The organism is Lachnotalea sp. AF33-28 (assembly GCF_003477885.1).
Lineage (GTDB): Bacteria > Bacillota > Clostridia > Lachnospirales > Lachnospiraceae > AF33-28.
Window position 1 is genome coordinate 462,547 of record NZ_QUEE01000001.1, and the last position, 22,512, is coordinate 485,058.

Annotated in this window: 26 protein-coding genes; 1 reads left to right on the top strand and 25 read right to left on the bottom strand. The window is 51.6% G+C overall.

Annotation, left to right across the window (positions count from 1 at the left end):
- Positions 1-2: 2 nt before the first annotated feature.
- The 8 genes from atpG to DWZ56_RS01880 form a co-directional block, all read right to left on the bottom strand.
- On the bottom strand, positions 3-860 hold the full coding sequence (gene atpG / locus DWZ56_RS01845; protein ID WP_118554663.1) for an ATP synthase F1 subunit gamma: 858 nt from the start codon (positions 858-860) through the stop codon (positions 3-5).
- Positions 861-877: 17 nt separating this feature from the next.
- Positions 878-2,383, bottom strand: a complete 1,506-nt coding sequence (gene atpA / locus DWZ56_RS01850) for a F0F1 ATP synthase subunit alpha (RefSeq protein ID WP_118554664.1) — start codon at positions 2,381-2,383, stop codon at positions 878-880.
- Positions 2,384-2,409: 26 nt separating this feature from the next.
- Positions 2,410-2,958, bottom strand: coding sequence for an ATP synthase F1 subunit delta (atpH, locus tag DWZ56_RS01855; RefSeq protein ID WP_118554665.1), 549 nt, complete (start codon positions 2,956-2,958; stop codon positions 2,410-2,412).
- Positions 2,946-3,461, bottom strand: coding sequence for a F0F1 ATP synthase subunit B (gene atpF, locus DWZ56_RS01860; RefSeq protein WP_118554666.1), 516 nt, complete (start codon positions 3,459-3,461; stop codon positions 2,946-2,948). The genes atpH and atpF overlap by 13 nt, the downstream gene beginning before the upstream one ends.
- A 60-nt stretch (positions 3,462-3,521) precedes the next feature.
- Positions 3,522-3,773: an ATP synthase F0 subunit C gene (gene atpE, locus DWZ56_RS01865; RefSeq protein ID WP_118554667.1), complete on the bottom strand. Its 252-nt coding sequence runs from the start codon at positions 3,771-3,773 to the stop codon at positions 3,522-3,524.
- A gap of 108 nt (positions 3,774-3,881) precedes the next feature.
- Entirely contained in the window at positions 3,882-4,607 is a 726-nt protein-coding gene (gene atpB / locus DWZ56_RS01870) for a F0F1 ATP synthase subunit A (protein ID WP_118554668.1), read from the bottom strand.
- A gap of 20 nt (positions 4,608-4,627) precedes the next feature.
- The gene (locus DWZ56_RS01875; protein ID WP_158584399.1) at positions 4,628-5,059 is read right to left on the bottom strand and encodes an ATP synthase subunit I; all 432 of its coding nucleotides are present in this window, start codon (positions 5,057-5,059) and stop codon (positions 4,628-4,630) included.
- A complete protein-coding gene (locus DWZ56_RS01880) occupies positions 5,052-5,288 on the bottom strand; it encodes an AtpZ/AtpI family protein (protein WP_118554670.1) in 237 nt (78 codons plus the stop codon). Before DWZ56_RS01880 ends, DWZ56_RS01875 begins: the two co-directional genes overlap by 8 nt.
- Positions 5,289-5,490: 202 nt before the next feature.
- Between DWZ56_RS01880 and DWZ56_RS01885 the strand changes: the two genes are divergently transcribed.
- Complete coding sequence (locus DWZ56_RS01885; RefSeq protein WP_243095018.1) at positions 5,491-5,982, top strand: DUF402 domain-containing protein; 492 nt, start codon at positions 5,491-5,493, stop codon at positions 5,980-5,982.
- A gap of 43 nt (positions 5,983-6,025) precedes the next feature.
- On the opposite strand, the gene DWZ56_RS01890 is transcribed toward DWZ56_RS01885, so the two are convergent.
- The 17 genes from DWZ56_RS01890 to DWZ56_RS01975 all read right to left on the bottom strand — a co-directional run bounded on the left by DWZ56_RS01890 (position 6,026) and on the right by DWZ56_RS01975 (position 22,506).
- Complete coding sequence (locus tag DWZ56_RS01890; RefSeq protein WP_118554671.1) at positions 6,026-6,778, bottom strand: hypothetical protein; 753 nt, start codon at positions 6,776-6,778, stop codon at positions 6,026-6,028.
- Positions 6,779-6,849: 71 nt separating this feature from the next.
- Positions 6,850-7,512 (bottom strand): helix-turn-helix transcriptional regulator, encoded by a 663-nt coding sequence (locus tag DWZ56_RS01895; RefSeq protein ID WP_118554672.1) that lies wholly within the window; start codon positions 7,510-7,512, stop codon positions 6,850-6,852.
- 88 nt (positions 7,513-7,600) lie between these two features.
- The gene (locus DWZ56_RS01900) at positions 7,601-8,794 is read right to left on the bottom strand and encodes a pyridoxal phosphate-dependent aminotransferase (protein ID WP_118554673.1); all 1,194 of its coding nucleotides are present in this window, start codon (positions 8,792-8,794) and stop codon (positions 7,601-7,603) included.
- 1 nt (position 8,795) lies between these two features.
- On the bottom strand, positions 8,796-9,176 hold the full coding sequence (locus DWZ56_RS01905; RefSeq protein WP_118554674.1) for a RidA family protein: 381 nt from the start codon (positions 9,174-9,176) through the stop codon (positions 8,796-8,798).
- Between the two features lie 327 nt (positions 9,177-9,503).
- Positions 9,504-10,463, bottom strand: a complete 960-nt coding sequence (locus tag DWZ56_RS01910; RefSeq protein ID WP_118554675.1) for an ABC transporter ATP-binding protein — start codon at positions 10,461-10,463, stop codon at positions 9,504-9,506.
- Positions 10,460-11,425 (bottom strand): ABC transporter ATP-binding protein, encoded by a 966-nt coding sequence (locus DWZ56_RS01915; RefSeq protein WP_118554676.1) that lies wholly within the window; start codon positions 11,423-11,425, stop codon positions 10,460-10,462. Before DWZ56_RS01915 ends, DWZ56_RS01910 begins: the two co-directional genes overlap by 4 nt.
- 11 nt (positions 11,426-11,436) lie before the next feature.
- On the bottom strand, positions 11,437-12,519 hold the full coding sequence (locus DWZ56_RS01920) for a M24 family metallopeptidase (RefSeq protein WP_118554677.1): 1,083 nt from the start codon (positions 12,517-12,519) through the stop codon (positions 11,437-11,439).
- A gap of 55 nt (positions 12,520-12,574) precedes the next feature.
- Positions 12,575-13,471 (bottom strand): oligopeptide ABC transporter permease, encoded by an 897-nt coding sequence (gene opp4C, locus DWZ56_RS01925; RefSeq protein ID WP_118554678.1) that lies wholly within the window; start codon positions 13,469-13,471, stop codon positions 12,575-12,577.
- A gap of 10 nt (positions 13,472-13,481) precedes the next feature.
- Complete coding sequence (locus DWZ56_RS01930) at positions 13,482-14,441, bottom strand: ABC transporter permease (RefSeq protein ID WP_118554679.1); 960 nt, start codon at positions 14,439-14,441, stop codon at positions 13,482-13,484.
- Positions 14,442-14,458: 17 nt separating this feature from the next.
- On the bottom strand, positions 14,459-14,917 hold the full coding sequence (locus tag DWZ56_RS01935) for a hypothetical protein (protein ID WP_118554680.1): 459 nt from the start codon (positions 14,915-14,917) through the stop codon (positions 14,459-14,461).
- A gap of 46 nt (positions 14,918-14,963) precedes the next feature.
- Positions 14,964-16,244 (bottom strand): M20/M25/M40 family metallo-hydrolase, encoded by a 1,281-nt coding sequence (locus tag DWZ56_RS01940; protein ID WP_118554681.1) that lies wholly within the window; start codon positions 16,242-16,244, stop codon positions 14,964-14,966.
- Between the two features lie 3 nt (positions 16,245-16,247).
- Entirely contained in the window at positions 16,248-17,450 is a 1,203-nt protein-coding gene (locus tag DWZ56_RS01945) for a M24 family metallopeptidase (protein ID WP_118554682.1), read from the bottom strand.
- 136 nt (positions 17,451-17,586) lie between these two features.
- On the bottom strand, positions 17,587-18,903 hold the full coding sequence (locus DWZ56_RS01950; RefSeq protein ID WP_118554794.1) for a M20/M25/M40 family metallo-hydrolase: 1,317 nt from the start codon (positions 18,901-18,903) through the stop codon (positions 17,587-17,589).
- A 138-nt stretch (positions 18,904-19,041) separates the two neighbouring features.
- Positions 19,042-20,724, bottom strand: a complete 1,683-nt coding sequence (locus DWZ56_RS01955) for an ABC transporter substrate-binding protein (RefSeq protein WP_158584400.1) — start codon at positions 20,722-20,724, stop codon at positions 19,042-19,044.
- Between the two features lie 372 nt (positions 20,725-21,096).
- On the bottom strand, positions 21,097-21,585 hold the full coding sequence (locus DWZ56_RS01965; protein ID WP_118554685.1) for a deoxycytidylate deaminase: 489 nt from the start codon (positions 21,583-21,585) through the stop codon (positions 21,097-21,099).
- A gap of 37 nt (positions 21,586-21,622) precedes the next feature.
- Positions 21,623-22,051, bottom strand: coding sequence for a ribose 5-phosphate isomerase B (gene rpiB, locus DWZ56_RS01970; RefSeq protein ID WP_118554686.1), 429 nt, complete (start codon positions 22,049-22,051; stop codon positions 21,623-21,625).
- Complete coding sequence (locus tag DWZ56_RS01975) at positions 22,048-22,506, bottom strand: arsenate reductase/protein-tyrosine-phosphatase family protein (RefSeq protein ID WP_118554687.1); 459 nt, start codon at positions 22,504-22,506, stop codon at positions 22,048-22,050. Before DWZ56_RS01975 ends, rpiB begins: the two co-directional genes overlap by 4 nt.
- Positions 22,507-22,512: the final 6 nt, after the last annotated feature.

Consider the following 22,512-nt stretch of genomic DNA (forward strand, 5'->3'; position numbering starts at 1 on the left):
CGTCAGCTCAAAGCTTCCGCTCCGCCGATGATCTCTGTCAGCTCCTGAGTGATGGAGGACTGTCTCGCCCGGTTGTACATAAGGGTCAGGTCGTCGATCATCTTCTCCGCATTGCTGGTGGCCGAATCCATCGCCTGCATGCGGGCTCCATTTTCACTGGCCGCAGCCTCCAGCAGCGCTCCGTAGATCAGGCTGCACAGATATTTCGGAATGATCCTGCCTATGGCCTCATCCTCTTCCGGCTCATAATTCATCGGGGTCAGCTGCTCTTCCCTGCTGATATTCTCCGTGTCCATCTCCACAGGCAGCAGCTTCAAAAGCTTCGGCTCATGGGTCACCGTATTTTTAAAGGAGGTATATGCCAGATAGATCTCTCCGATCTGATCATCCGCAAATGCCTGCAGGATTTCTTTTCCAATGGCCGCGGCATCCGAATACAGCGGCGCATTGATCACCTCCGAGTAGTCCGAAGCCAGGGCGTATCCCTTATGGGAAAGGATCTCTTTGCCCTTCTGGCCGATGGTGTAGAGCAGCGCGTCTTCTTTTGGGATGCCGCTCTCCATGACCAGCCGGCAGACATTGGCATTATAGCCTCCGGCCAGTCCCCGGTTGGATGTGATCACAATAATCGCTTTCTTCTGCGATGCCCCCGACTGGAGGTAGGGGTTCATGATGTTCCCCGACTTCGCCAGCATGGCGGCCACCGTTGTATACATCGCCTCGAAATAGGGCTTCGTGCTCTCGGCGCGGGCCCGGGCCTTCTGCAGTTTCACCGTGGAAACCAGCTTCATGGCCTTGGTGATCTGCTCCGTGCTCTGTATACTCTCTTTTCTTCGCTTAATCGCTCTCATGGTTGCCATGCTATCACCTCTTTCCTTTAATGGAAATCTTTCTTAAATTCGGTAATAGCCGCAACCAGCTTCTGCTGTGTCTCTTCCGTCAGCACCTTCTCGGTACGGATGGATTCCGGTATTTCCGGATATCTTGTATCGATCAGCTCGAACAGCTCTTTCTCAAATCTGGACACTTCGGACACCGGCACATCCAGCAGATACTTCTGGGTGGCGGCGTAAATGATGATTACCTGGTATTCCACACCCATGGGCTGGTACTGGGGCTGCTTGAGCACCTCTTTGATGCGCTCGCCCTGCGCCAGTTTCTCCTTGGTATCGCTGTCAAGCTCGGAGCCGAACTGTGAAAAGGCCGCCAGCTCCCTGTACTGTGCCAGCTCCACACGGATCGGCGCAGCGATTTTCTTCATGGCCTTGATCTGTGCCGCGCCGCCCACACGGGATACGGAAAGGCCGGCATTGATGGCAGGGCGGAAGCCCGCGTTAAACATCTCCGTCTCCAGATAGATCTGTCCGTCCGTGATGGAGATGACATTGGTAGGGATATAGGCGGATACGTCGCCCGCCTGTGTCTCTATGATCGGCAGAGCCGTCAGAGAACCGCCTCCCAGCTCGTCCGACAGCTTCGCCGCGCGCTCCAGCAGCCTGGAATGCAGATAGAATACATCGCCCGGATACGCTTCACGTCCCGGCGGTCTGCGAAGCAGCAGGGAGAGTGTACGGTAAGCCGTTGCATGTTTTGACAGGTCGTCATATACGATCAGGACATCCTTGCCCTGCTCCATCCACTCCTCGCCCATGGCGCAGCCTGAATAAGGCGCAATATACTGCAGCGGGGCCAGCTCGCTGGCTGTGGAAGCCACTACCGTGGTGTAATCCATCGCTCCGTATTCCTCCAGCGTTTTCACGATGGAAGCCACGGTGGAAGCCTTCTGTCCGATGGCCACATAGATGCAGAGCACATCCTTGCCCTTTTGATTGATAATCGTATCGATGGCGATGGCCGTCTTGCCGGTCTGTCTGTCACCGATGATTAATTCACGCTGTCCCCTGCCGATCGGAACCATGGCATCGATCGCCTTGATACCGGTCTGCAGAGGCGTATCTACCGACTTTCTGGTGATAACACCCGGAGCCACTCTTTCAATCTGACGGAATTTCACAGCCTGTATCGGTCCTTTGCCGTCAATCGGCTGGCCGAGGGCATTGACCACACGCCCGCACATCACATCTCCGACCGGCACCTCCACAACCCTTCCGGTTGTTTTAACGGTGTCGCCTTCATTGATGCTCTTCGCGTCGCCCAAGAGCACGGCGCCCACGTTGTCCTCTTCCAGGTTCAAAACCATTCCGTAAACCTCGCCGGGGAACTCCAGAAGCTCTCCCTGCATGGCGTTTTCCAGTCCATAGATACGTGCGATTCCATCCGCAACCTGTATAACCGTTCCCACTTCGGAAACCTCAAGCTTTGCGGTATATCTGCCGATTTGTTCCTTGATAACGGAACTTATTTCTTCCGGTCTTAAATTCATGGGATATACGCACCTCTTTTCATTGTTTATGCTAACTGGATCTTATTCAGATCCTTTTTTAACTCATAAAGCCTGTTTTTGACGCTGCCGTCCACAACTCTGTCTCCGATACGGATCACGACGCCTCCGATCAGACTTTCATCCACCGCATAGTTCATTTCGAACTGCACATAGGGAGTGGTTGCCAGAAGTTTTTGTTCAATCTGGCTCTTCTGATCCTTTGTCAAAGGAACCGCGGAAGTCACATGGGCAATGCCTATTTTCTTGTATTCCTTCACTCTTGTGATGAAATACCCGAGAATTTCATGTATACCCTCCTGCCTGCCCTTCTCCACCACAACGTGCAGAAGTCCCGCCATCTCCTCAGAGATGCGGCCTTTAAAGATTTCTTCTACGGTTTTTTCTTTCTCAGACACCTCGATGTCGGGATGGTTCAGAAAGGCAGTCAGCTCCGGATTCTCCTCAAATATCTTCTGAAGCGCCAGCGCCTCTTCAAACAGGGAATCCGTCATGGCTTTTTCCAGGGCTATGTCAAACAGCGCATCACCGTACGTCTTTGCTATCAACTTTGCCATGTGCTATCACCTATCTCGTTCAGAGTCTCGTTAAGCAGTGCGTCCTGCATCTTCTCATCTATGGACGCCGCCGCAATCTTGCCCGCCATCATGGACGCTATGGCGATGATCTCGCCCTTTACATCCTCCATGGCCTTTTTCTTTTCCAATTCCACTTCGTGACCTGCACGTTCCAGAATCCTTGCGGCCTCTTCCTGTGCCTCCGCCACGATCTGATTCTCCCGATACTGCGCCTTTTTGCGGGCTTCGCTTAGGATCTCATCCGCTTCTTTCTTCACGCTGCCGATCTTCTGCTCATACTCCGCCCTCATAGCCTGTGCAGAGGCTTTCTCCTGCGCAGCATAATCCAGCTCATTTTTAATCTTATCCTGACGCTTCTTCAGCATATCCCTTACCGGATTAAAAAACATATAAGACATGAAGAAAAACAGGATGAAGATATTGATACCCAGCAGTATCGCATCGTGAATCAATTGGGCATCAAGGCCTAACAGTCTTTCCAAGAGCTCACCTCCTCTATTGTCTTTAACCTTCTCTTATCCCTGTCCGGGTCAGAGAGCTCTTTAGCTGAAAGGCTTAACGAACATAAGAATAAATGCTACGGCCAGACCGTACAGACCAGTGGTCTCGGCAACCGCCTGTCCTAAAAGCATGGTGGTGGTGATATCACCCTTCGCACCCGGGTTGCGTCCAACTGCAGAAGCTGCATAGCCGGCGGCAATACCCTGGCCGATACCGGGGCCAATACCTGCGATCATCGCGAGACCTGCGCCAATAGCGGAACATGCATAGATTAAATCCTGTCCTGAAAACATATTTTTTCCTCCTTTTCATGTCACCAGCCGAAGGCTGATGACCTACGCGCACTGTGCGCTTTCACTGTAAGTCTGATTTCCTGATATAGGGAGTCCGTTGCTCCCGCATTAGCTCTCTCCGATCTTGTCCGTAACAAAGATCATGGTCAGCATACAGAACACATAGGTCTGGATGCAGCCGGAGAATAAATCAAAGTACACATGCAGAAACGCCGGTACGCCGATTTTAAGAAAAATTGGTATTAATCCATACCAGAGTGCCAGGATAATGGTTCCTGACAGCATGTTGGCGAAGAGACGCAGCGACATGGACAGCGGCGTTGCAAGTTCGCCAATCAGGTTGATCGGGAATAAAAGCGGAATCGGCTTAAACAGCGCGGTAAAATGCCCCAGTTTCTGGTGCTTGATGCCGTTAAACTGGATCATGGCAAATGTGATCAGCGCCAGCATCAGGGTTACGCCGTAATCCGCCGTGGGCGATCTTAATCCGAAGATACCCGATATATTGCTGATCAGCACAAATAAGAACAGCGTGGCAATGTAATTGGCAAATTTGCCCGCATACTTTCCCATATTGGTATGAACCAGCTTATCCAGCATCTCCACGATCAATTCCAGAATATTCTGCAGAGTTCCCGGTATTTCTTCGGCCTTCTTCATGCGGTGATGCGCCACCAGTCCCAGCACGATAAAGAGCGCGGTGATGATGATCATTCCCACATGGGTCGTGGTAATCCAGAAGGTCTGGCCGAATGCCTCATAGCTGAACAGTCCGTGAATCATAAAATCCGCTTCATTCGATATGAGTCCCACTTTTTTCACCCCTTCCTTCATGATTTGTAGTCGTGACCGATTCAGTCACCCGGCTCATCTAAAGCCGTTTCATTGCTTTTGTTTTTTCTTTGATAAAGCTTATGGAGCAAAGGCTGCAGATAGGTGCCGATCTTCAGGCCGAAAAGTCCGGCGAGCACCGCCAGCATATTAAAGAATCCGGAGAAAAACGCCGCCGCAAACGCCGCGATAAATACCACGCTGCGGATCACGTAGGACTTGGCCGCATTGCGTTTGGCCGCGTGTTCGTCCATGGTATCCACCGTGCTCTCAAGCGTGACGGTCATATGCAGCAGCAGCGCTGCGCTTCCGAAGATTCCCAGCGCAAGACCCGCCAGGGCGGATAAGAGCTGCCCGCCATCCACGAAAAACAAAATGATCAGCGTACATACAAATCCGTAGATCAGAATACCGGTTACGATCTCCTTCACAGCCTGATTTGTATACCTAATCATCCTTCTTCTCCTCATTCTTATCAATAATCTTTTTCGCAAGAACATAACCGTTCCTGGCCCCGGCCATAATGCCCAGAACCAGGCATACGAGAATCCCGGTTCCTCCGAACCAGCCCTTCAAGAGGATCCCCACGACGGTGCACAAAATCACCGGGGCCAGAACACTGATCCCCAGCTGCGTCACCATCATCAGATTTCTCACAATTCCCGCATTGCTGTTTTTGCCCATTTCCTGCACCTGCTGTCAGCTCATTGTTTTCATTATATCATTTTTTACTGAATTGTCTATTAACATTCAGTAAAATTTGTCTATTTACAACTCGTTAATTTTTTGGCAAAATAGATTATTTACCTTCACTGATTTTTATAACTATGGTATAATATCGATATTATAGCTGCACTGGTAAATCAAGAAAGCCGGAGGAAAGCATATGGACATCCCATCACCTGTTCTATACCGCAAGCGCCTGATTCCCAGCGAATGCATCCGCCTGGACCAGGACATCATACTGTACCGTGACAGTAATATTATGGTAACGAAATGGATTGCTATACATCCCAAGCCAAAATTAACCAACGGCTATTCCTGCTACTTCTTTGATAAGGGGATCAAGGTGAGCAAATTTTACGGCGAGGGAAACGTATTCCGATACTGGTACTGCGATATCATCAAAACGGAATACCGCAAGGAGGATAACAGCTACCTGTTCACGGACCTGCTGGCCGATGTGGTGGTATTTCCTGACGGCAGCGTCCGCGTAGTGGATCTGGACGAGGTGTCCGAGGCGCTGGATCAGGGGCTGATTACCGCGGAGGAGACCAAACTGCTGCTGACACAGCTGGACCGCCTTTTAAACATCATATATTCGGGCGGGTTTTCCGGACTGACACAGGAAATTGAAAGCAGAGAATCAAATACATAAAATACAAGAAAGGGGCTGTTGCAGTGTGACAGCCCCTTATTAATTAAATTTCAAATGCAGGCGTCCCGGCGATCCTTTTCATCTGTTCCCTGCAGTTATCCAGCTGTTCCTTCGTCCCCGTACAGGTAAACAGACAGCCGCCCTCATAGCCGCATACGCCGCCTCCTGCCGTTATATGAGCCTCTGCACCGCAGAGATCTCTTATTGCATCCAGCTCTGTGTAAACTTCGCCCGGCGCAGGACAAAGGCGGCAGCCGGCAGCTCCCTGACCGTTGTTCAGCCTGGCCAGCTGCGCAATCGGCTCCTCCACCCGCTTCTCAACGCCCACAGGCAGGATCAGCTTTACACGTCTGCCCATCACGGCGGAGTAAATCGGACCGATCGTCCCGGAAGTTGGGTTTCCGGCCAGCACGCCGGCCTCGCCGGATGCCAGATGGACCGCGTTGGCTCCCTTCAGGATGATGTCCTCCTGCTTCAGCTCTCCCGCACAGTCAAATATGTTCTGCCCCTTGATCCATTCGCCGCGCCGGATCACAATGTCGCTTCCGTACGCGGGCCGGGATGCTTTGGCCGTGTCCGGCTTTAAAAGCCCCCTGTAAAACGCGCCCCGGCAGAAATCCTCTGCCTGTCCGATACTCTGCAGCAGAGACTCCGCCACATAGCCGTTTGTAGACCCCGCAACAATTACCACCGTGTGCTCTCTTAGAGCTGCTTTTATGTCTTCCCTTGCGGATAACGCATCTGCAATCAGTTGTTTCCCCGCAGCCGGTGTTAAGAAAAATTGGATTGTATTCATGCCTTCTTCCCTTTCTAAAAGGCTCCGTGCGCCTTCATACCGGCGCAGGAGCCTTCAGTCATCGGTGCCTGTCATCTGCTTCTGCAGAAACGGACTTCCTTCAGATAATTATATATGGTGAAATTAGTAACGCCCAGCCGTTCGGCCACATATTCCACGGAACCTTTCACGTCAAATATCCCTTTGTCTTCCAGCCGGTCTACGATCGCCAGCTTATCTTCCTTCTGCATATAGGCCACCGGTTTGGCCATCAGCTTCAGCTCTGAGCTCACAATCGTTTCCATCACCTCGCTGATATCCCGCGCAAAGAACTCCATCCCTGCTTCCGGCTCATCCTCCAATGTATTAAACGAGGTCAGCTCCTTAAACAGATTGACTCCCACCAGATAGTCCGTTAGATCCTGATTGATGCAAAGGCATCCCACCACTTCCCCATCGTCATCGCGGATAAAAATAGTAGAAGAGCGAAGAAGCCGCCCATCGGAGAGCACATTCTTATAATTAATGCTGTTGGGCACATCCTTGCCATATTTACGGATCAGCTGAAGCACGTAATTGGTGACAGGCCCTCCGAGATGACGGTCTGTTACCGATCCTTCCAGAGCCACAATGGAGCTTTCCACCTGGCTCAAATCATGAAGTATGACCTCATATCGGCTTCCCATCATGTCCTTGAGCCCTTCCACCAGCTGTTTTACAACCTTAAGGTTCGGATGTAATTCACGTTCTTCCATCTTAAACCTTCCCGTGACTCAAGGCCGCTTCACCGTTTCGTGAAACGGCCTTTCCTGTCACTCCCCTTCTGCAATTTTTCCGTAACAACTAAAGGTTTCTCTCCTGGATCAGTAAATGGATGCCTTTCTCCAGCCGGTCCAGTCCCTCTTTCAGAATCTCTGCGCTGGTCGCGAAGCAGATCCGGCAGTATCCCTGTGAACCCGGTCCAAAAAACTGCTCGCCGCCCGATACCAGCGCCAGCTGAACTTTTTCTTTTAAATAGTCCGTAAACTCTTCACTGGTCATGCCAAATTCTTTGATGCAAGGAAACAGTAAATACGTCGCCTGCGGTTTGTGGCAGGTGATCAGAGGCATTGAACTTAACCTCTCCAGGGCGTAGTCCCTGTTTTTCTTTAAATGCGCGAGAAATTCATCCACCCAGTAATAGCATTTGTCCATGCAGGCAGTACCTGCAATCTGGGAGATGGATGCAATCCCCCCCGCCGTGGTCAGCACCGCGGACTTGTTCACAATCTTCTCAAAGCCGTCCCTGTCCGTGCAGTACACACAGCCCGCACGCAGTCCAGCGATACCGAAGCTCTTGGAAAATCCGAACACAGAGTACACTCTGCGGCATCTCTCATTTCCAAGGGCATAAATGCTGATAAAAGGCTTCTCCGGAAATACAATGTCGGACCAGATCTCATCATTCATGATGTACAGCCCATACTTCTCACACAGCCCCATGATGTGTTCCAGATCTTCTTTTCTGTAAACAACACCGTAGGGGTTGTGAGGGTTACACAGACCGATCATTCTGGTCTTCGGCGTAATGTATTTCTCCAGCTCCGACAGGTCGATATGGCCATCCTTCAGCACGGCCGGAAACAGTACCGGTACCGCCCCCGCAGCCAGCGCGGACTCCTTGAACAGATAATCCACCGGGTCAAACACGATCATTTCATCTCCCGGTCTCAAAAAGGTTTCCGCAATCACATACATGCCTCTGGCCGCGCTGTCAATGGGAAGGATCAGATCCGGATCGATTTTTTCCTGTTTTCTGGCATATAACGCCCTGGCGATGCTCTCTCTGAACTCCGGGTAGCCCATTTTAGGTGTGTAGGAGAAGTATCCGTCGTTAATATACGCCATCATGGCTTCCCGTATTTCAGGGGCCACAGGATAGTCGGGGTCCGCCGCCGTCAGAGGGATAGTTCCGTCCGGAACCTCCGCCCAGCGGTAATTGAACGCACGCTTTTTGAGCACGTCCACATTGACATTTTCATTGTCAAATAAGGCCATCTCAATTCTCCTTTACAAATCCGATCGCTTCGATCTCACACAGGACGCCTTTCGGCAGATCCTTCACGGCAACGCAGGATCTCGCAGGACAGCTGATGAAGAATTTTTCATATATTTTATTGAAGGCCGGGAAATCAGCCATATCAGCCAAAAAGCATGTGGTCTTAATCACGTTTTCAAAGCAGCTGCCTCCCGCTTTCAAAACCTCTCCCACATTTTTACAGGACTGCTCCGCCTGTACCTCGATGGTCTCTCCTCCCACCGCTCCGGTAGCGGGATCCACCGGTATCTGGCCGGATGTAAATACCATATTTCCGAAAGTCATTCCCTGAGAGTAGGGTCCGATTGCCTGTGGCGCTTTGTCTGTTACAATCTTATTCATAATAATTTCCTCCATATATTCACTCTTTTTGTGACCGGGTCCGTCACCATAATTTCCCTATATTCATTTTATATTACCCATGTACACTTGTAAACCGTATTTTATTCCAGCGTCATTACTCTTTAAAGGTGTCGATAAAGCAGCGTATGACGGGGTAGAGTATGGTCCTCATTGGGATCCCTTGAAGCTCGCCGGTTCTTTCGCTGCGTAGTTTGCAGCGTTAGAACCGCTGCGCGCTTCACGGAGCGAGAGCGCGTCCCTATGAGGACCATACTCTACCCCGCCATACGCGGAAGGTTTATGGCATCTGCGAACAGCAATGATGCGTCATTTAAGCTCCAGATGGCAGGCCACCTGTGTCCCATCCTCCATAGTCTTGAGCTTCGGTTTTTCTTTTTTACAGATCTCCATGCATTTGCTGCATCTGGGGTGGAACGGACAGCCGGACGGCGGGTTCACAGGGCTGGGAATATCCCCTTCCAGTATGATTCTCTTGCCGGCATCCTTATCTTTTATATTGGGGATCGCGGAAAGCAGCGCCTCCGTATAGGGGTGGCGCCTCTTTTCATAGATGGCCTCTTTCGAACCGATCTCCACCACATTGCCCAGATACATTACCATGACGCGGTCACACAGATGCTTGATGATGCGCAGGTCATGAGAAATAAACATATAGGTCAGGTTGAACTCTTCCTTTAAATCCTGCATCAGATTGATCACCTGTGCCTGTATTGAAACATCCAGAGCGGATACCGGCTCATCGCAGACGATAAAATCCGGGTTCAGCGCGATGGCCCTGGCAATGCCGATGCGCTGTCTCTGTCCTCCGGAAAACTCATGAGGATATCTGGTGATATGTTCAGGGCGCAGCCCCACACAGTCCACCAGGCGGGCAACCTTTTCAATCATCTCCTCCCGGGACATCTGGGGATAGTGGATCTGAAAAGGCTCGCACAGCGTCTGAAACACCGTTTTTCTCGGATCCAGGGAAGCATACGGGTCCTGGAAGATGATCTGCATGCGGCTTCTCATGCTTCGCATCTCCTTGCGCTTTATCCGGCTTAGATCCGTGCCGTCATAGAGGATCTGCCCGTCGGTTTTCTCCAGAAGGCGCAGCACCAGACGGCCCGTTGTGGACTTTCCGCACCCGCTTTCACCCACGACGCCTAAAGTCTCCCCTCTCTTAATCTGAAATGTGACGTCATCCACAGCCTTCACATACTGTCCCTTGGTGCCGGTGGGAAAATATTTTTTCAGATTCTTAACATCGATCAATACATCGTTCATTCTCCGTACCTCCTGCATCTGACCTGACGTCCGTCTTTCAGATCGGTGAGCGGGATCGCCGCCTTACCGCATTCTTCACAGAAGCGGTCGCATCTGGGGCCAAACCGGCAGCCACCGGGCATATCATAGAGGCTGGGCACCAGACCTTCCAGCGTCTGCAGGCGGTCCACCTCCTCATTGATATCCGGTATGGAGTGCATGAGCCCAATGGTATACGGGTGGTTCGGATGTGCGAACAGATCCTTCGTCTTCGCCTTTTCCACCACTTCTCCCGCATACATGACCACCACCTCATCGGCCATCTCCGCGATCACCCCCAGATCGTGGGTGATGATGATGATCGCCATATTGAGTTTCTGTTTTAAATCCCTAAGCAGCTCCAATATCTGTGCCTGTATGGTCACATCCAGTGCCGTAGTCGGCTCATCGGCGATCAAAAGCTCCGGGTTGCAGGATAAAGCCATAGCAATCATCACTCTCTGACGCATTCCGCCCGACAGTTGATGGGGATATTCATCCACCCGCTTTTCCGCCTCCGGTATGCCCACCAGCTTTAAGAGCTCTATGGCCCTTTCCCTGGCTTCCTTTTTGTTCATGTTCATATGCAGGATCAGAGCCTCTTCTATCTGATAGCCCACAGTAAATACCGGATTTAAAGAGGTCATCGGCTCCTGAAAGATCATCGAGATCTTATTGCCGCGCAGCTTCATCATCTCTTTTTTCGGCAGCTTTAAAAGATCCTGTCCGTCGAAAAAGATGCTGCCGCCCTCATTTCTGCCGGTGACCGGATCCACCAGACCCATAATGGAAAGGCTTGTGACGCTCTTGCCGCAGCCGGATTCCCCGACGATGCCCAGCACCTGGCCTTTATCCAGTGAAAAGGTCACGCCGTCCACCGCCTTGGCACATCCCGCATCGGTATAAAAATATGTTTTTAAATCGTTCACTTCCAGTAATTTCATTGAAGCCTCCTTTATCCGATGTGTATCTCATGAGGCGTATGAGACAGATTCTCGCAGCCGCTTTCTGTCACGAGAACATCGTCTTCCGTACGCACTCCACAGCGATCAGGAAAATACAGACCCGGCTCCACCGTAAATACCATGCCGGGCACCAGACGTGTTTCATTGCCGATCACAATCCTGGGACATTCATGGATCTCCAGTCCGATCCCATGACCCAGCCCTTTCAGCGCATAGTCCTCCAGCCCCGCCTTAAGGAACACATCCCTGTGGGCCTGCTCCACTTCCCTTGCAAGGACGCCCGGACGTATTGCGTTAATCGCGGCAATCTGGCTCTCCCTCACCAGATCAAATATATACTGATCCTCTTTGGATATATCCCCGAACAGCAGCGTTCTGGTCATATCTGAACAGTAGCCGTCCTTCATCACGCCGAAATCCACCACGACCATATCGCCGTTTTCAATCACTTTATCCGTAGGAACGCCGTGAGCCATGGCGCCTCTGGGACCGGACGCCACAATAGTTCCAAAGCTCATGGCTTCCGCACCCTCTTTGGACACCAGATAATGAAGCTCATCCGCCAGATCCTTCTCTGTCATTCCGATCTTAAGCTTGGGGATCAGCTTCTCAAATCCGCCTTCTGCACAGCGGATGGCATCACGGATATGACCGATCTCTTCCTCGTCCTTCACCATGCGGATTTCCAGGAAATACTCTGATTCAAATACCACCTCGGTATCCGCAAGTTTCTCCTTTAACGCGAAGTATTCTCCGACCGCCATGCCCTCTTCCATGACGATCCGCTTTATGCCCATCTTTTTAATCGTATCCGCCACCAGTTCCAGGCGGTTTGCGGCGTGCTCGATGACCTCGCAGTCCACAGTCTCCATTAACGCCTGTGTGGTATATCTTTTATCCGTAACCAGCGCCACCTTATCCTTTGTCACCACCAGATATCCGTTGCTCCCGGTAAACAGGCTGAAGTACCTGTAATTCTCATAGGAATTGAGCATGGCACCGTCCAGGCCGTTATCGTCCAGATAGGTTCTAAGGCTCGCCAGCCTCTTTTCAACGATCGCTTTCTTATCCATCTTTTATTCTCCTATCCCGCGCGCTTTGCGCAGTTTATTATATCCCGCAAGGCACTTATTTCTTCTGACGCGCATCCAAAGCGTCTCTCATGCCGTCGCCGATGAAATTGATGCTCAACACCGCCAGCAGTATGCAGATTCCCGGCGGAACCCACTGCCAGGGCCTTAGGGTCAGGGTGGACAGGTTATTCGCATCCATCAGCATATTGCCCCAGCTGGCCATGGGCATCTGAACGCCCACTCCCAGGTAGCTTAGGGATGCCTCTGTCAGAATGGCGTGGGCCATCTGCAGCGTGGCCTCCACGATGATCGGAGCCATAACGTTAGGAATGATATGGGACCATATGATACGCCCGTCCTTCGCTCCTAAGGAGACGGAGGCCTGCACATATTCCAGCTCACGCACCCTTAAGATCTCACCGCGGACGAATCGGGCCGTGCCGGTCCAGTTACAGAGTCCGATCACCAGCATGATGTTGTAAATGCTGGGCTTTAACATGGTGGAAATGATGATTACCAGAAACATGACCGGGAAACAGTAAACCACGTCCACGGCTCTCATGATGATCGTATCCGCCCATTTGCCGAAATAGCCGGCGATAGCGCCCAGGATGATGCCTATGGTGGTGGAGATTCCCACAGCTACAACGCCGACGCTCATGGAGACCCTGGCCGCGTAAACCACGCGGCTGAAGATGTCGCGCCCCAGGCTGTCCGTTCCAAGAAGCGTGCCGCTGGCCTTAGGAGACAGATTCTTCATGACGATGCCGTCCGCATCCTCCAGCGAGATATATGGGCTGTGTTTTACTATGAGCGGCGCAAACACTGCCATCAGTATCAGCAGAGTTATGATAATCAGTCCGATCAGCGCCAGCTTGTTCTTGGAAAACCGCTTCCAGCCGTCGGATTTGAAAATATTCCGTTTTGCTTTCACTTGAATTTCAGTTGCCATGTCTACCTCCTTAGTACCGGATACGTGGATCTACAAAGGAATACAGAATATCGGATACCAGGTTGCCGATCAGCACCAATACCGCCGTAAACAGTGTAAGTCCCATGAGTACCGCGTAATCCCTGTTGCCGATGGCATCAACGCCCAGCTGGCCCATGCCCGGCCACCCGAATACCTTTTCCGTGATATACGCGCCGCCGAACAGGTTGGGGATAGACAGACCGAATATCGTTATGACCGGAATCAGAGAGTTTTTCAGCGCATGCTTATAGATGACGGCCTTTTCCGCCAATCCCTTGGCTCTGGCGGTCCTGATATAATCCTGGCTCAATGTTTCCACCATGCTGGAACGCGTAAAGCGCATCACGGTGGCTATATTGGCCAGTGACATGGCCGCCGCAGGCATGACAAGATATCTGAGCTTATTGCAGAATTCCTGCCACGGCGTACCGTGGAAAGAAGCGCTGCCAAAGCCTGAGGTGGGGAACCATTTCAGCTTAATCGCAAATATGTAGATCAGTCCCATACCAAAGAAAAAGGACGGGATGGATATTCCGATAAAGGAGAAGATGGTCAGGCCGTAGTCCCCGGCAGAATATTTATGTGTGGCTGAATAAACGCCCAGCGGTATGCCGATCACAAAACTGATCACAAATGCGGTGCAGGTGAGCAGCAGCGTGGCCGGCAGCCTCTCCAGGATCATTTCCAGCACCGGCTGTCCGGAAAACGTGCTGTAGCCGAAATTCAAATGAAACAGCTCCTTCAGCCAGTTCCAGTACTGCACCAGAATCGGTTTATCCAGGCCCAGCGCCTCTTTTGCTTTGTTGATAGCTTCCACGCTGGTCCTGGGGTTGATCATATTGGCCAGCGGCCCGCCGGGCGCCAGCTTCATGATGAAGTAGGTCAGAATCGTAATACCGAATACGATCGGTATGGTCTGAAGCAATCTTTTTCTAATGTACTTTCCCATTCCGCTTCCTCCTTAAATTATAGGGGATTATTCTCTCTGACCCTGGGAATGAAGCAGTCAGAACTTACCTCTTCGAAAGATACTTCCCCGCCCAGAGACTCAATAAACTTCTGATAGCGTCCCATGGTGAGGCCGTCGCAGAACGGATCCTTTTCCGAATAATTTAAAGCCACCCTTTTAGGCGCCAGCTTTTTCATCAAAGAAGATACAGATTCATCGTAGGAATCGTATTTGATCACTTCATCAAACAGGCCGGACTCCTCAATATCCTGGGCATCAATTTTGGAGGAAATGCCGTATTTCTCTCCATTCTTTGTAAAGATGAACGCGCCCGATCCCACCGTTCCTACGCCCGGTATAAAGCTTGTAATCTGGTCACTGCCTTCGCTGGTTATAATCACATAGGCATCGATATCCAGATTTTTCAACTGTTCAATCACATCGTTAATAACCTTTTCATGATATGCTTTATTCATGTTGTCCTCCATTATGCGCATCAGCATACTGACTGCGCTTATTTATTCACCTTTGCGGCAGGCAATACTCTTTTGTCAGACTCATAAGCATCCGGCACCCGAAGAAAAAGGAATCCACGGTTATGCTTTCGTTAGGGCCGTGGACCTTGGGCAGAATCTCATTGAAGCTGTCCTCCATCCGTACCGGCGAGAACCCGTACACCATACTGTCCTCGCTGCCATAGAAACGTCCGTCCGTCCTGCCCAGTGCCAGCATCGGCAGCACCCGGCAGGGAAAGCCATGCCTTCCGGCAAATGTTTCCGCCTTCTGTATCAGATCCAAAAGCATGGAATTCTCCTCATTGCTTTCAAATCCCTTCTCAAAATTCACTATCTCATAGCTGACCTGGCATCCCTCCAGCGCGCGGTCCAGAAATGAGCATATCTCCTCACATCCAGCGTAAGGCAGCACCTTCATTTCCAGCGTGACCTCACAGGAGGAAGGCACCACATTGCTGCGCTGGCCGATCCGGTAATTGCGCATCCCTATGCTGCTTTCTCCGGCATACTGCCACAGGGCTTCTGCCAGAGGATTGTCAATCCGGTCGGTGCCGAGGATTTTCTCCATCAGGCAGCGGATGCGCCTGCTTCCGACGGACAGCTCCTTTTCTCTGGCAAAAATACTTTTCAGGGCCTCTGCCATCTTAAGCACGGCCTGGTCCCCGCCCGGCGCGCTGGCATGGCTGCCCTGCCCCCTGGCGGTGAGCTTCACGCTGCAGATGCCCTTTTCACCAACGGTCATCATTAAATAATTCTGGCCGTTAATCCGCATCGGAAAGCCTCCGCCTTCATTGATCACAATGCTGCCGTGAAAGAGTTCCGGCCTCACTTCCTTTAAATACCCCATTCCGAAAGCGCTGCCGCCTTCCTCATCGATCGTCGCTACAAACCAGACATCTCTGTTTAATTCCTTCTGCCGCAGCTTCAGCTCCAGAAACGCATAAAGCTCCATAACGGTCAGCTGTTTGGTATCCAGCGTGCCCCGGCCGTGTATCCGGCCGCCCGCTGTAACGCCGCCAAAGGGGTCCTGCTGCCATTTTGCCGGATCCGCCGCCACCACATCGATATGGGAGATCAGCATCATCGGAGGCTCCACAGGATCAGAGGCCTTCAGACAGGCCAGCAGATTGGGCCTGTCGGGCGTCTTTGCCACGATTTCACAGGGAATGCCCGCCTCTTCCAGTATATTCTTCAAAAAATCACAGGCTGCCTTTTCGCCTTCACTCGCGGTTACCGACGGAATTCGAATCAGGTCAGCAAATACTTTTCCGGCTTGCTCCAGTTCCATGGGTCAGCCCTCTCTGTAAGGGATTTCAACAATCTGGGTCTGGCGTTTGCTGATCAAGCGGCAGCCGTCATCCGTCAGGATCACATTGTCCTCCACAATCGCGCAGGGAAGGCCGCCGTCCTGCAGCACTGTGGGCTCCAGCGCATAGATTTCGTTTTTCCTAAGCACCCCGCACATTGCCTTTTTGCTCTTATGAGGCCCCAGCACCGTCCCGCCGTCGTGGCATTCCAGACCCACCTGATGGCCCACGGAATGGGGGATGTTGGGATATCCGCTGTCCAGTATGGACTGTCTGCCCACCGCATCCACTTCGTAGCCCTTCATGCCGGGCTTGATCACTTTCAGCACTTCGCCCACCGCCTTAATAGCGGAATCCACACAGTGCTTCACATCCGCCGGCGCGTGCTCCTCACCGGGCTTCAGGAAATACATGGTGCGGGCGATATCTGAGGTATATCCGTTATAACGGCAGCTGAAATCGATTACCAGCATATCGCCGGGCTTAATCACATTCTTCGGGGAGGACTTTCTGTGCGACATGCCGCATCTTACCAGAAGCACCATAGGATATTCGTCCGGCTCGCCAATGCCGTTGACACAGCCCCGTTTTGCCAGTTCATCCAGCATCAGCTGCCCCACATCCGCTTCGCTCATGCCCACATGGATCTTACTAAACACCTCATCATAAATATCCGTGGTGATCCGGCTGCACTCCTGCATGATCTCCACTTCACTGGGAGTTTTAACAGCTCTTAAATACTCCAGCATATCAAAACTGCTGGTCTGAACGCGCTCCATCGTCTCCTTGCCGATGCAGCCGCAAAGCTTGCTATAAAGCCCTTTGGACAGCCCGTCACAGCGGTCGTCTTCGGCAGTCATATTAAGAGCCAGCTTCTTTACATCCGCCGCGTCATAGATCTTTTTAAATTCTCCCATAATGGTGTCGGCAGTTACGGCTGTCACTCTGGCATACAGGCCGGAATCCTTAAGCGCTGCCACATCGGACTCATCCGCCAGCGCCACATGCTGCCCGTCCTTTGCGATCACGAACAGGACTTCATTCTGCAGCCCCGCGTTGAACAGCAGCTCCAGAGAGGGGTCCTGTTTTCTTCTGGAGTATACCACCCACATATCCACTCCGTTTTCCGCCATCAGCTTTACCGCCTGATCCAGCTTTTCCCTCGCCACTTCATTTCTGTTGATCATTGCTTTCCCATCCTTTCTAATGTCACCAACCGAAGGTTGATGACCTTCGCGCTCATCAGAGCGCTTCCTCTTTCTAATGTCACCAACCGGAGGTTGATGACCTTCGCGCTCATCAGAGCGCTCCCTTATTCTAATGTCACCGGCCAGAGGTTACGCAGTCCGCCACCGCAGCCGTCAGAATGCGGCTTCCCAGACCCACCGAGTCTCTGTGTATTCTTTCATTGCGCCCATGTACCATGAGCACCGCGCTGTCAAAGGTCATATCCCAGTCATAAACCGGACTGTAGCCATATACTCTGGCCGAAAGGGGCACGAGAAAACGTCCGTCACTGGAACCCATGGATATAAACGGGAGGAACTCTGTCCTGCCGTCTGAAAACTCCGCCTTTGTGCATTTGGACAGGGCGGCGGGCAGACTGCCTTCCACAACGCTTTCATAGCCTTCGCTGAAGGATTCCACCTCATAGGAGGCATCATACATCCTTGCCAGCTCTCCCGCCACGCGCTCCAGATAATCCCGCCCGTAGCCCGGCAGCAGCCTTACATCCGCTGTAACCACGGTCTCATTCACGTTCTTTCCCTCGATCACGGTAACCGTCATCGTGTTCTGCTGCATGGCCTTTAATATCTTGTTCATAAACGGAGACAGGGACCGAGACAGCTCCTCTTCGCTCTTTGCCCCCGCCGCTTTCATCAGGCGTTCCAAAAACAGTCTCACAGTCTCAAGCCGTCTGCTTTCCAGCTCCATGCCGCCGATATGTTTCACCAAATCCATGGCCCTTACAACTCCGTCCCCGCTGGTAAAAAAGGGCCCGTTTCCTTCCTTAGCCTTTACATGAAACTTCACAGTAGCCGCCCCTTTTTGTCCCGATTCACACAGATAGAATCTGGAACCGCCGACGAGAACCGGAAATCCTCCGCCCTCGCTGATCACTTCGCTGTGTTCAAACAGTGCCCGCCCGGTGATCCTTTCGTCTTTCAGGGTAACCTCTCCCTGCAGCAGCGCCTTCAGCCCACACTCGCTTCCGCTCTCCTCGTCGCAGGTCACGACCAGGTAAACATCCCGGTTCTGATCTTTTTGCAGGGTTTTCAGATTCAAAAACGCAGCCAGCTCCATCACCGTCAGCTGCTTTGTATCCACCGTCCCTCTTCCATAGATATATCCGTCTATCTCTCTGGCTTCAAAGGGAGGGCAGGTCCATTCCGACGGATCGGCTCCCACCACATCGATATGGCTTAAGAGAATCAGGTTGGGGCCTTTTACCGCCCGGGCGGCAGGTATGCATGCCACGAGATTCCCTCTTCCGTTTGCTGTTTCCTGTATACAGGATGCGATCTGTTCTCTGTCAAGAAGTGTCTTTATGTACCGCAGCGCCTCCTGCTCATTGCCCGGAGGATTCGTGGTGTCAATCCTCACCAGGTCTTTCAGACATTCCACAGGGTCAAATTTCATATATGCTCCCATCTGCCGGCGTCCTTTAAACACCCGCAACACAATTCTCGCTCTTTTGGCACAAAAGGCCGTAAAACCGCCTCATAAAGGAAATACGAAAAGGACCGTGACGATCCTTTTCGTATTTCGAAAGGCTTTTTATTCTGCCATGTTCCACTTCTCGATCTGATATGTGATGCCGCGGAAATCAACAGCAAAATTCTGTACCTTATCGCTTACGCCTACGATACTGATATTGCAGTAAAGCGGAATCCAGGGAATATCATCGGAAACAATCTTTGCAATTTTATGGTAACATTCTTCTCTGGCCGACTGCTCTGTAGTTTGAATGGATTCCTCAAACAGCTTATCCACCTCCGGGTTGGAGTATGTGATAAAGTTCATGCCGTTGGGCGGGCAGTACTGGGACTGTAAATACGTTCTGTATTCATCCGGATCCACCTCAACGCCGAAGCCCAGCGTATACATATCAAAATCATCCGCCGTCACCGCTCTCGGATTGCCGTCCGCATCATTGGGAAGCAGTCTGGTAAATGCCAGTGTCGAGAAATCCTGCTCACGGATTTCCACCTTGATGCCGATGGCCTGCCATGCCTGCTGTACCAGCTGGGACATATCCGCCGCAGCCTGTCCTTTGGTCACCATATCATAGGTGAACATAAGCATCTTGCCGTCCTTCTCATAGAAACCGGTAGACGCGTTCTTCGTATATCCGGCTTCCTGAAGGAGTGACTCAGCCTTAGCAGGATCATAGGGGTAGGAGGTTACATCGTCGGTGTGGGACCAGTGCGTGGTGGGGAAAATATCATCGGTGGCGCTGGCGTATTCCCCATATACGGTCTTGATCATCTTCTCTTTGTCAAGAGCATAGGACAGGGCCTGGCGAACCTTTATATCTTTCAGGTTTTCGTTGAGCTGGTTCAGACCGATATAGTACATGTTCATGGTCTCATAGGTTACGGCGCTGGCTCCGTCGGTGCTGTCGAGCATATCAATCTCGGAAGATTCTATGGATTCCACCACATCCACCTCGCCGTTGATCAGCGCTGCGGTCAGCGTGGTCGCATCCCCAAATTTGTAATATACGGTATCGATGCTGGGCTGGTTTCCGAAATAGTCAGGATTCTTCTCCAGCTGAATATACTGGCCGGACTCCCATTTCACAAATTTATACTTGCCGGTTCCTACAGGAGCGCGGTTAAAGTCCATCTTATCCCATTCTCCGGGAGCCGTATCCTTTAACAGATGCTCCGGCAGAATATATGTATACAGCTGTGCGATAAATGCCGCGTTTGCCTCGGTCAGTTCAAAGGTTACGGTGTAGTCGTCCACTTTCTGGATGCCGGCTACGCTGTCCGCGGTGCCCGCCTTATATTCCTCCGCTCCTACAACAGATGAAACACGTGTGTCCATGCCTCCGATATAGCTGGGATCTGCGAGTGAAGTGAATGTAAATACGACATCATCGGCTGTGAACGGCTCCCCGTCATGCCATTTCGCATTTTCTACCAGATGTACGGTATACAGTTTACCGTCATCGGAGATCTCCCAGTTCTTAGCCAGGCGTCCTTCGAACTCAAGGCTCTCTGTGGGGGATACCAGCGGATCAAAAATCATGCACTGTACATTGCTGTCCGGTGTTCTTGGAAACAGCGTGGGATTCAGGTTCGCCACTTCGGAAACCTGTCCGATTGTAATGCTGCTGGAACCGCCGGTGCTGCCCTGTCCCTCAGTGCCGTTTCCGGATGTTCCCGCCGAACATGCAGTCAGCATCATGCTTAACGCTAACAGTATCGCGAGTAGAGATTTACTCTTTTTCATATACATTCCTCCTTATCTTGTCACCAGCCGCAGGCTGATGACCCGCGCACACTTTAGTGTGACTCCTCTCTTTTTGCGGGTAAGCCGGGAAGCAGTAAAAGCGGATCAATAAAACTTTATCGCTTCATTGTGATATAGTCCTAAGTTAAAAAAAATGCAGAATAGGACGGTTATCCTCCCTTCTGCTCCCTTGCATTTATGGGTTTTATTTTACCAACAAGGTTTTTGTATGTCAAGCAATTTTTGAACATTTCAAAAAAATCTACACTTTGCACAGCGAACACCTGATTTTGCCGCGCGGACACAAACTTATGCCGAAAAAAGGCCTGTCCTGCCGGGTTACGGCAGTCAGGCCTGATCAGCTGTTGCTGTCTACAGTTCAATTGTGATTGTTCTTCCGGTCCGATTGTGCTGATAATAGCGCACGCCGGCGGCATCCATCATCCTCTTGGACGCCTTAACTGCGGAGGTATCGGCATACTTATCGTCAAAGTAAACCACCGTCTTGATGCCTGCCTGTATGATCGCCTTGGCGCATTCGTTGCACGGAAACAGCGTCACATACAGCTTGCTGCCCTCCAGGCTGCCCCCGCGGTAATTCAGGATCGCATTGAGTTCGCTGTGAGTGGTATAGAAGTACTTATTATCGTAGGGATCGTCTTCCCCTTTGCCCCATGGGAACTCGTCATCGGAACAGCCCTTGGGAAATCCATTGTAGCCCATGGAAAGGATCTTGTTGTCCGCGCTGACGATACAGGCGCCCACCTGTGTGCTGGGATCCTTTGACCGCTGTCCCGACAGCATGGCAACCCCCATAAAATATTCATCCCAGCTGATATAATCATTTCGCTTCACTGTCATAGCCTCCTCCGTTTCCTTTTGCGCCAGCCGGCAGTCATCAGCCCTCTATCTTTGCAATACGCCTCATATGGCGCTCATCCCCCGAAAACGGAGTGTGCAGGAAGGTATCCACGATCATGACGGCCAGTCCCGGCCCCACAACGCGCCCTCCCATCGCCAGGATATTGGCATCGTTGTGCTCTCTGGTGGCCTGCGCGCTGAAACAGTCATGGCAGAGCGCGGCACGGATTCCTTTCACTTTATTTGCCGCGATGGAAATGCCAATGCCGGTGCCGCAGATCAATATGCCCTTTTCATAGGTGCCGTCCGCCACCCCCTGGGCCACAGGTCTGGCGATATCAGGATAATCCACGGCATTCTCATTGTAGCAGCCAAAATCCCTGTATTCAATTCCCTGGCTGTCCAGATATGCCAGAATCTCCTGTTTCAATACATATCCGCCATGGTCACTTCCTATTGCAATCATTCTTTCTCCTCCTGTTTAAACAGTATTTCCGCAATCATCTTTACAAGCAGATCCATGTGCTCATAGAGCATACCGTATTCGGTAAGGGCTCCATGGACCTCCAAAACATCGCCCTTCTGTCCGGTAAACGCACGGACAGTGGACACATCGGCCTTATTGCCGAACTGTTCTATGACGGAAACAGCTTCCTTTTCAGTCATGGTCAGAACCAGAGTATCCGCTGTCAGATCCTCCGCCGAAAGCGGTATGGAAAATTCTCTGTCCACTTCCAGGCGGTTGCTCTTAAGCACCGCGATGGCCTTGGGATTCATGGGTTCCGGAAACAGCACCACCAGGCCTCTGGACAGGACTTCCAGCTCATGGCTTCCCCTGATACTTTTAAAAATCGCCTCCGCCATAATGCTGCGGCAGGTATTCTCCGTACAGACAAAAATCAACTTCTTATAGGACTTCATACTGTC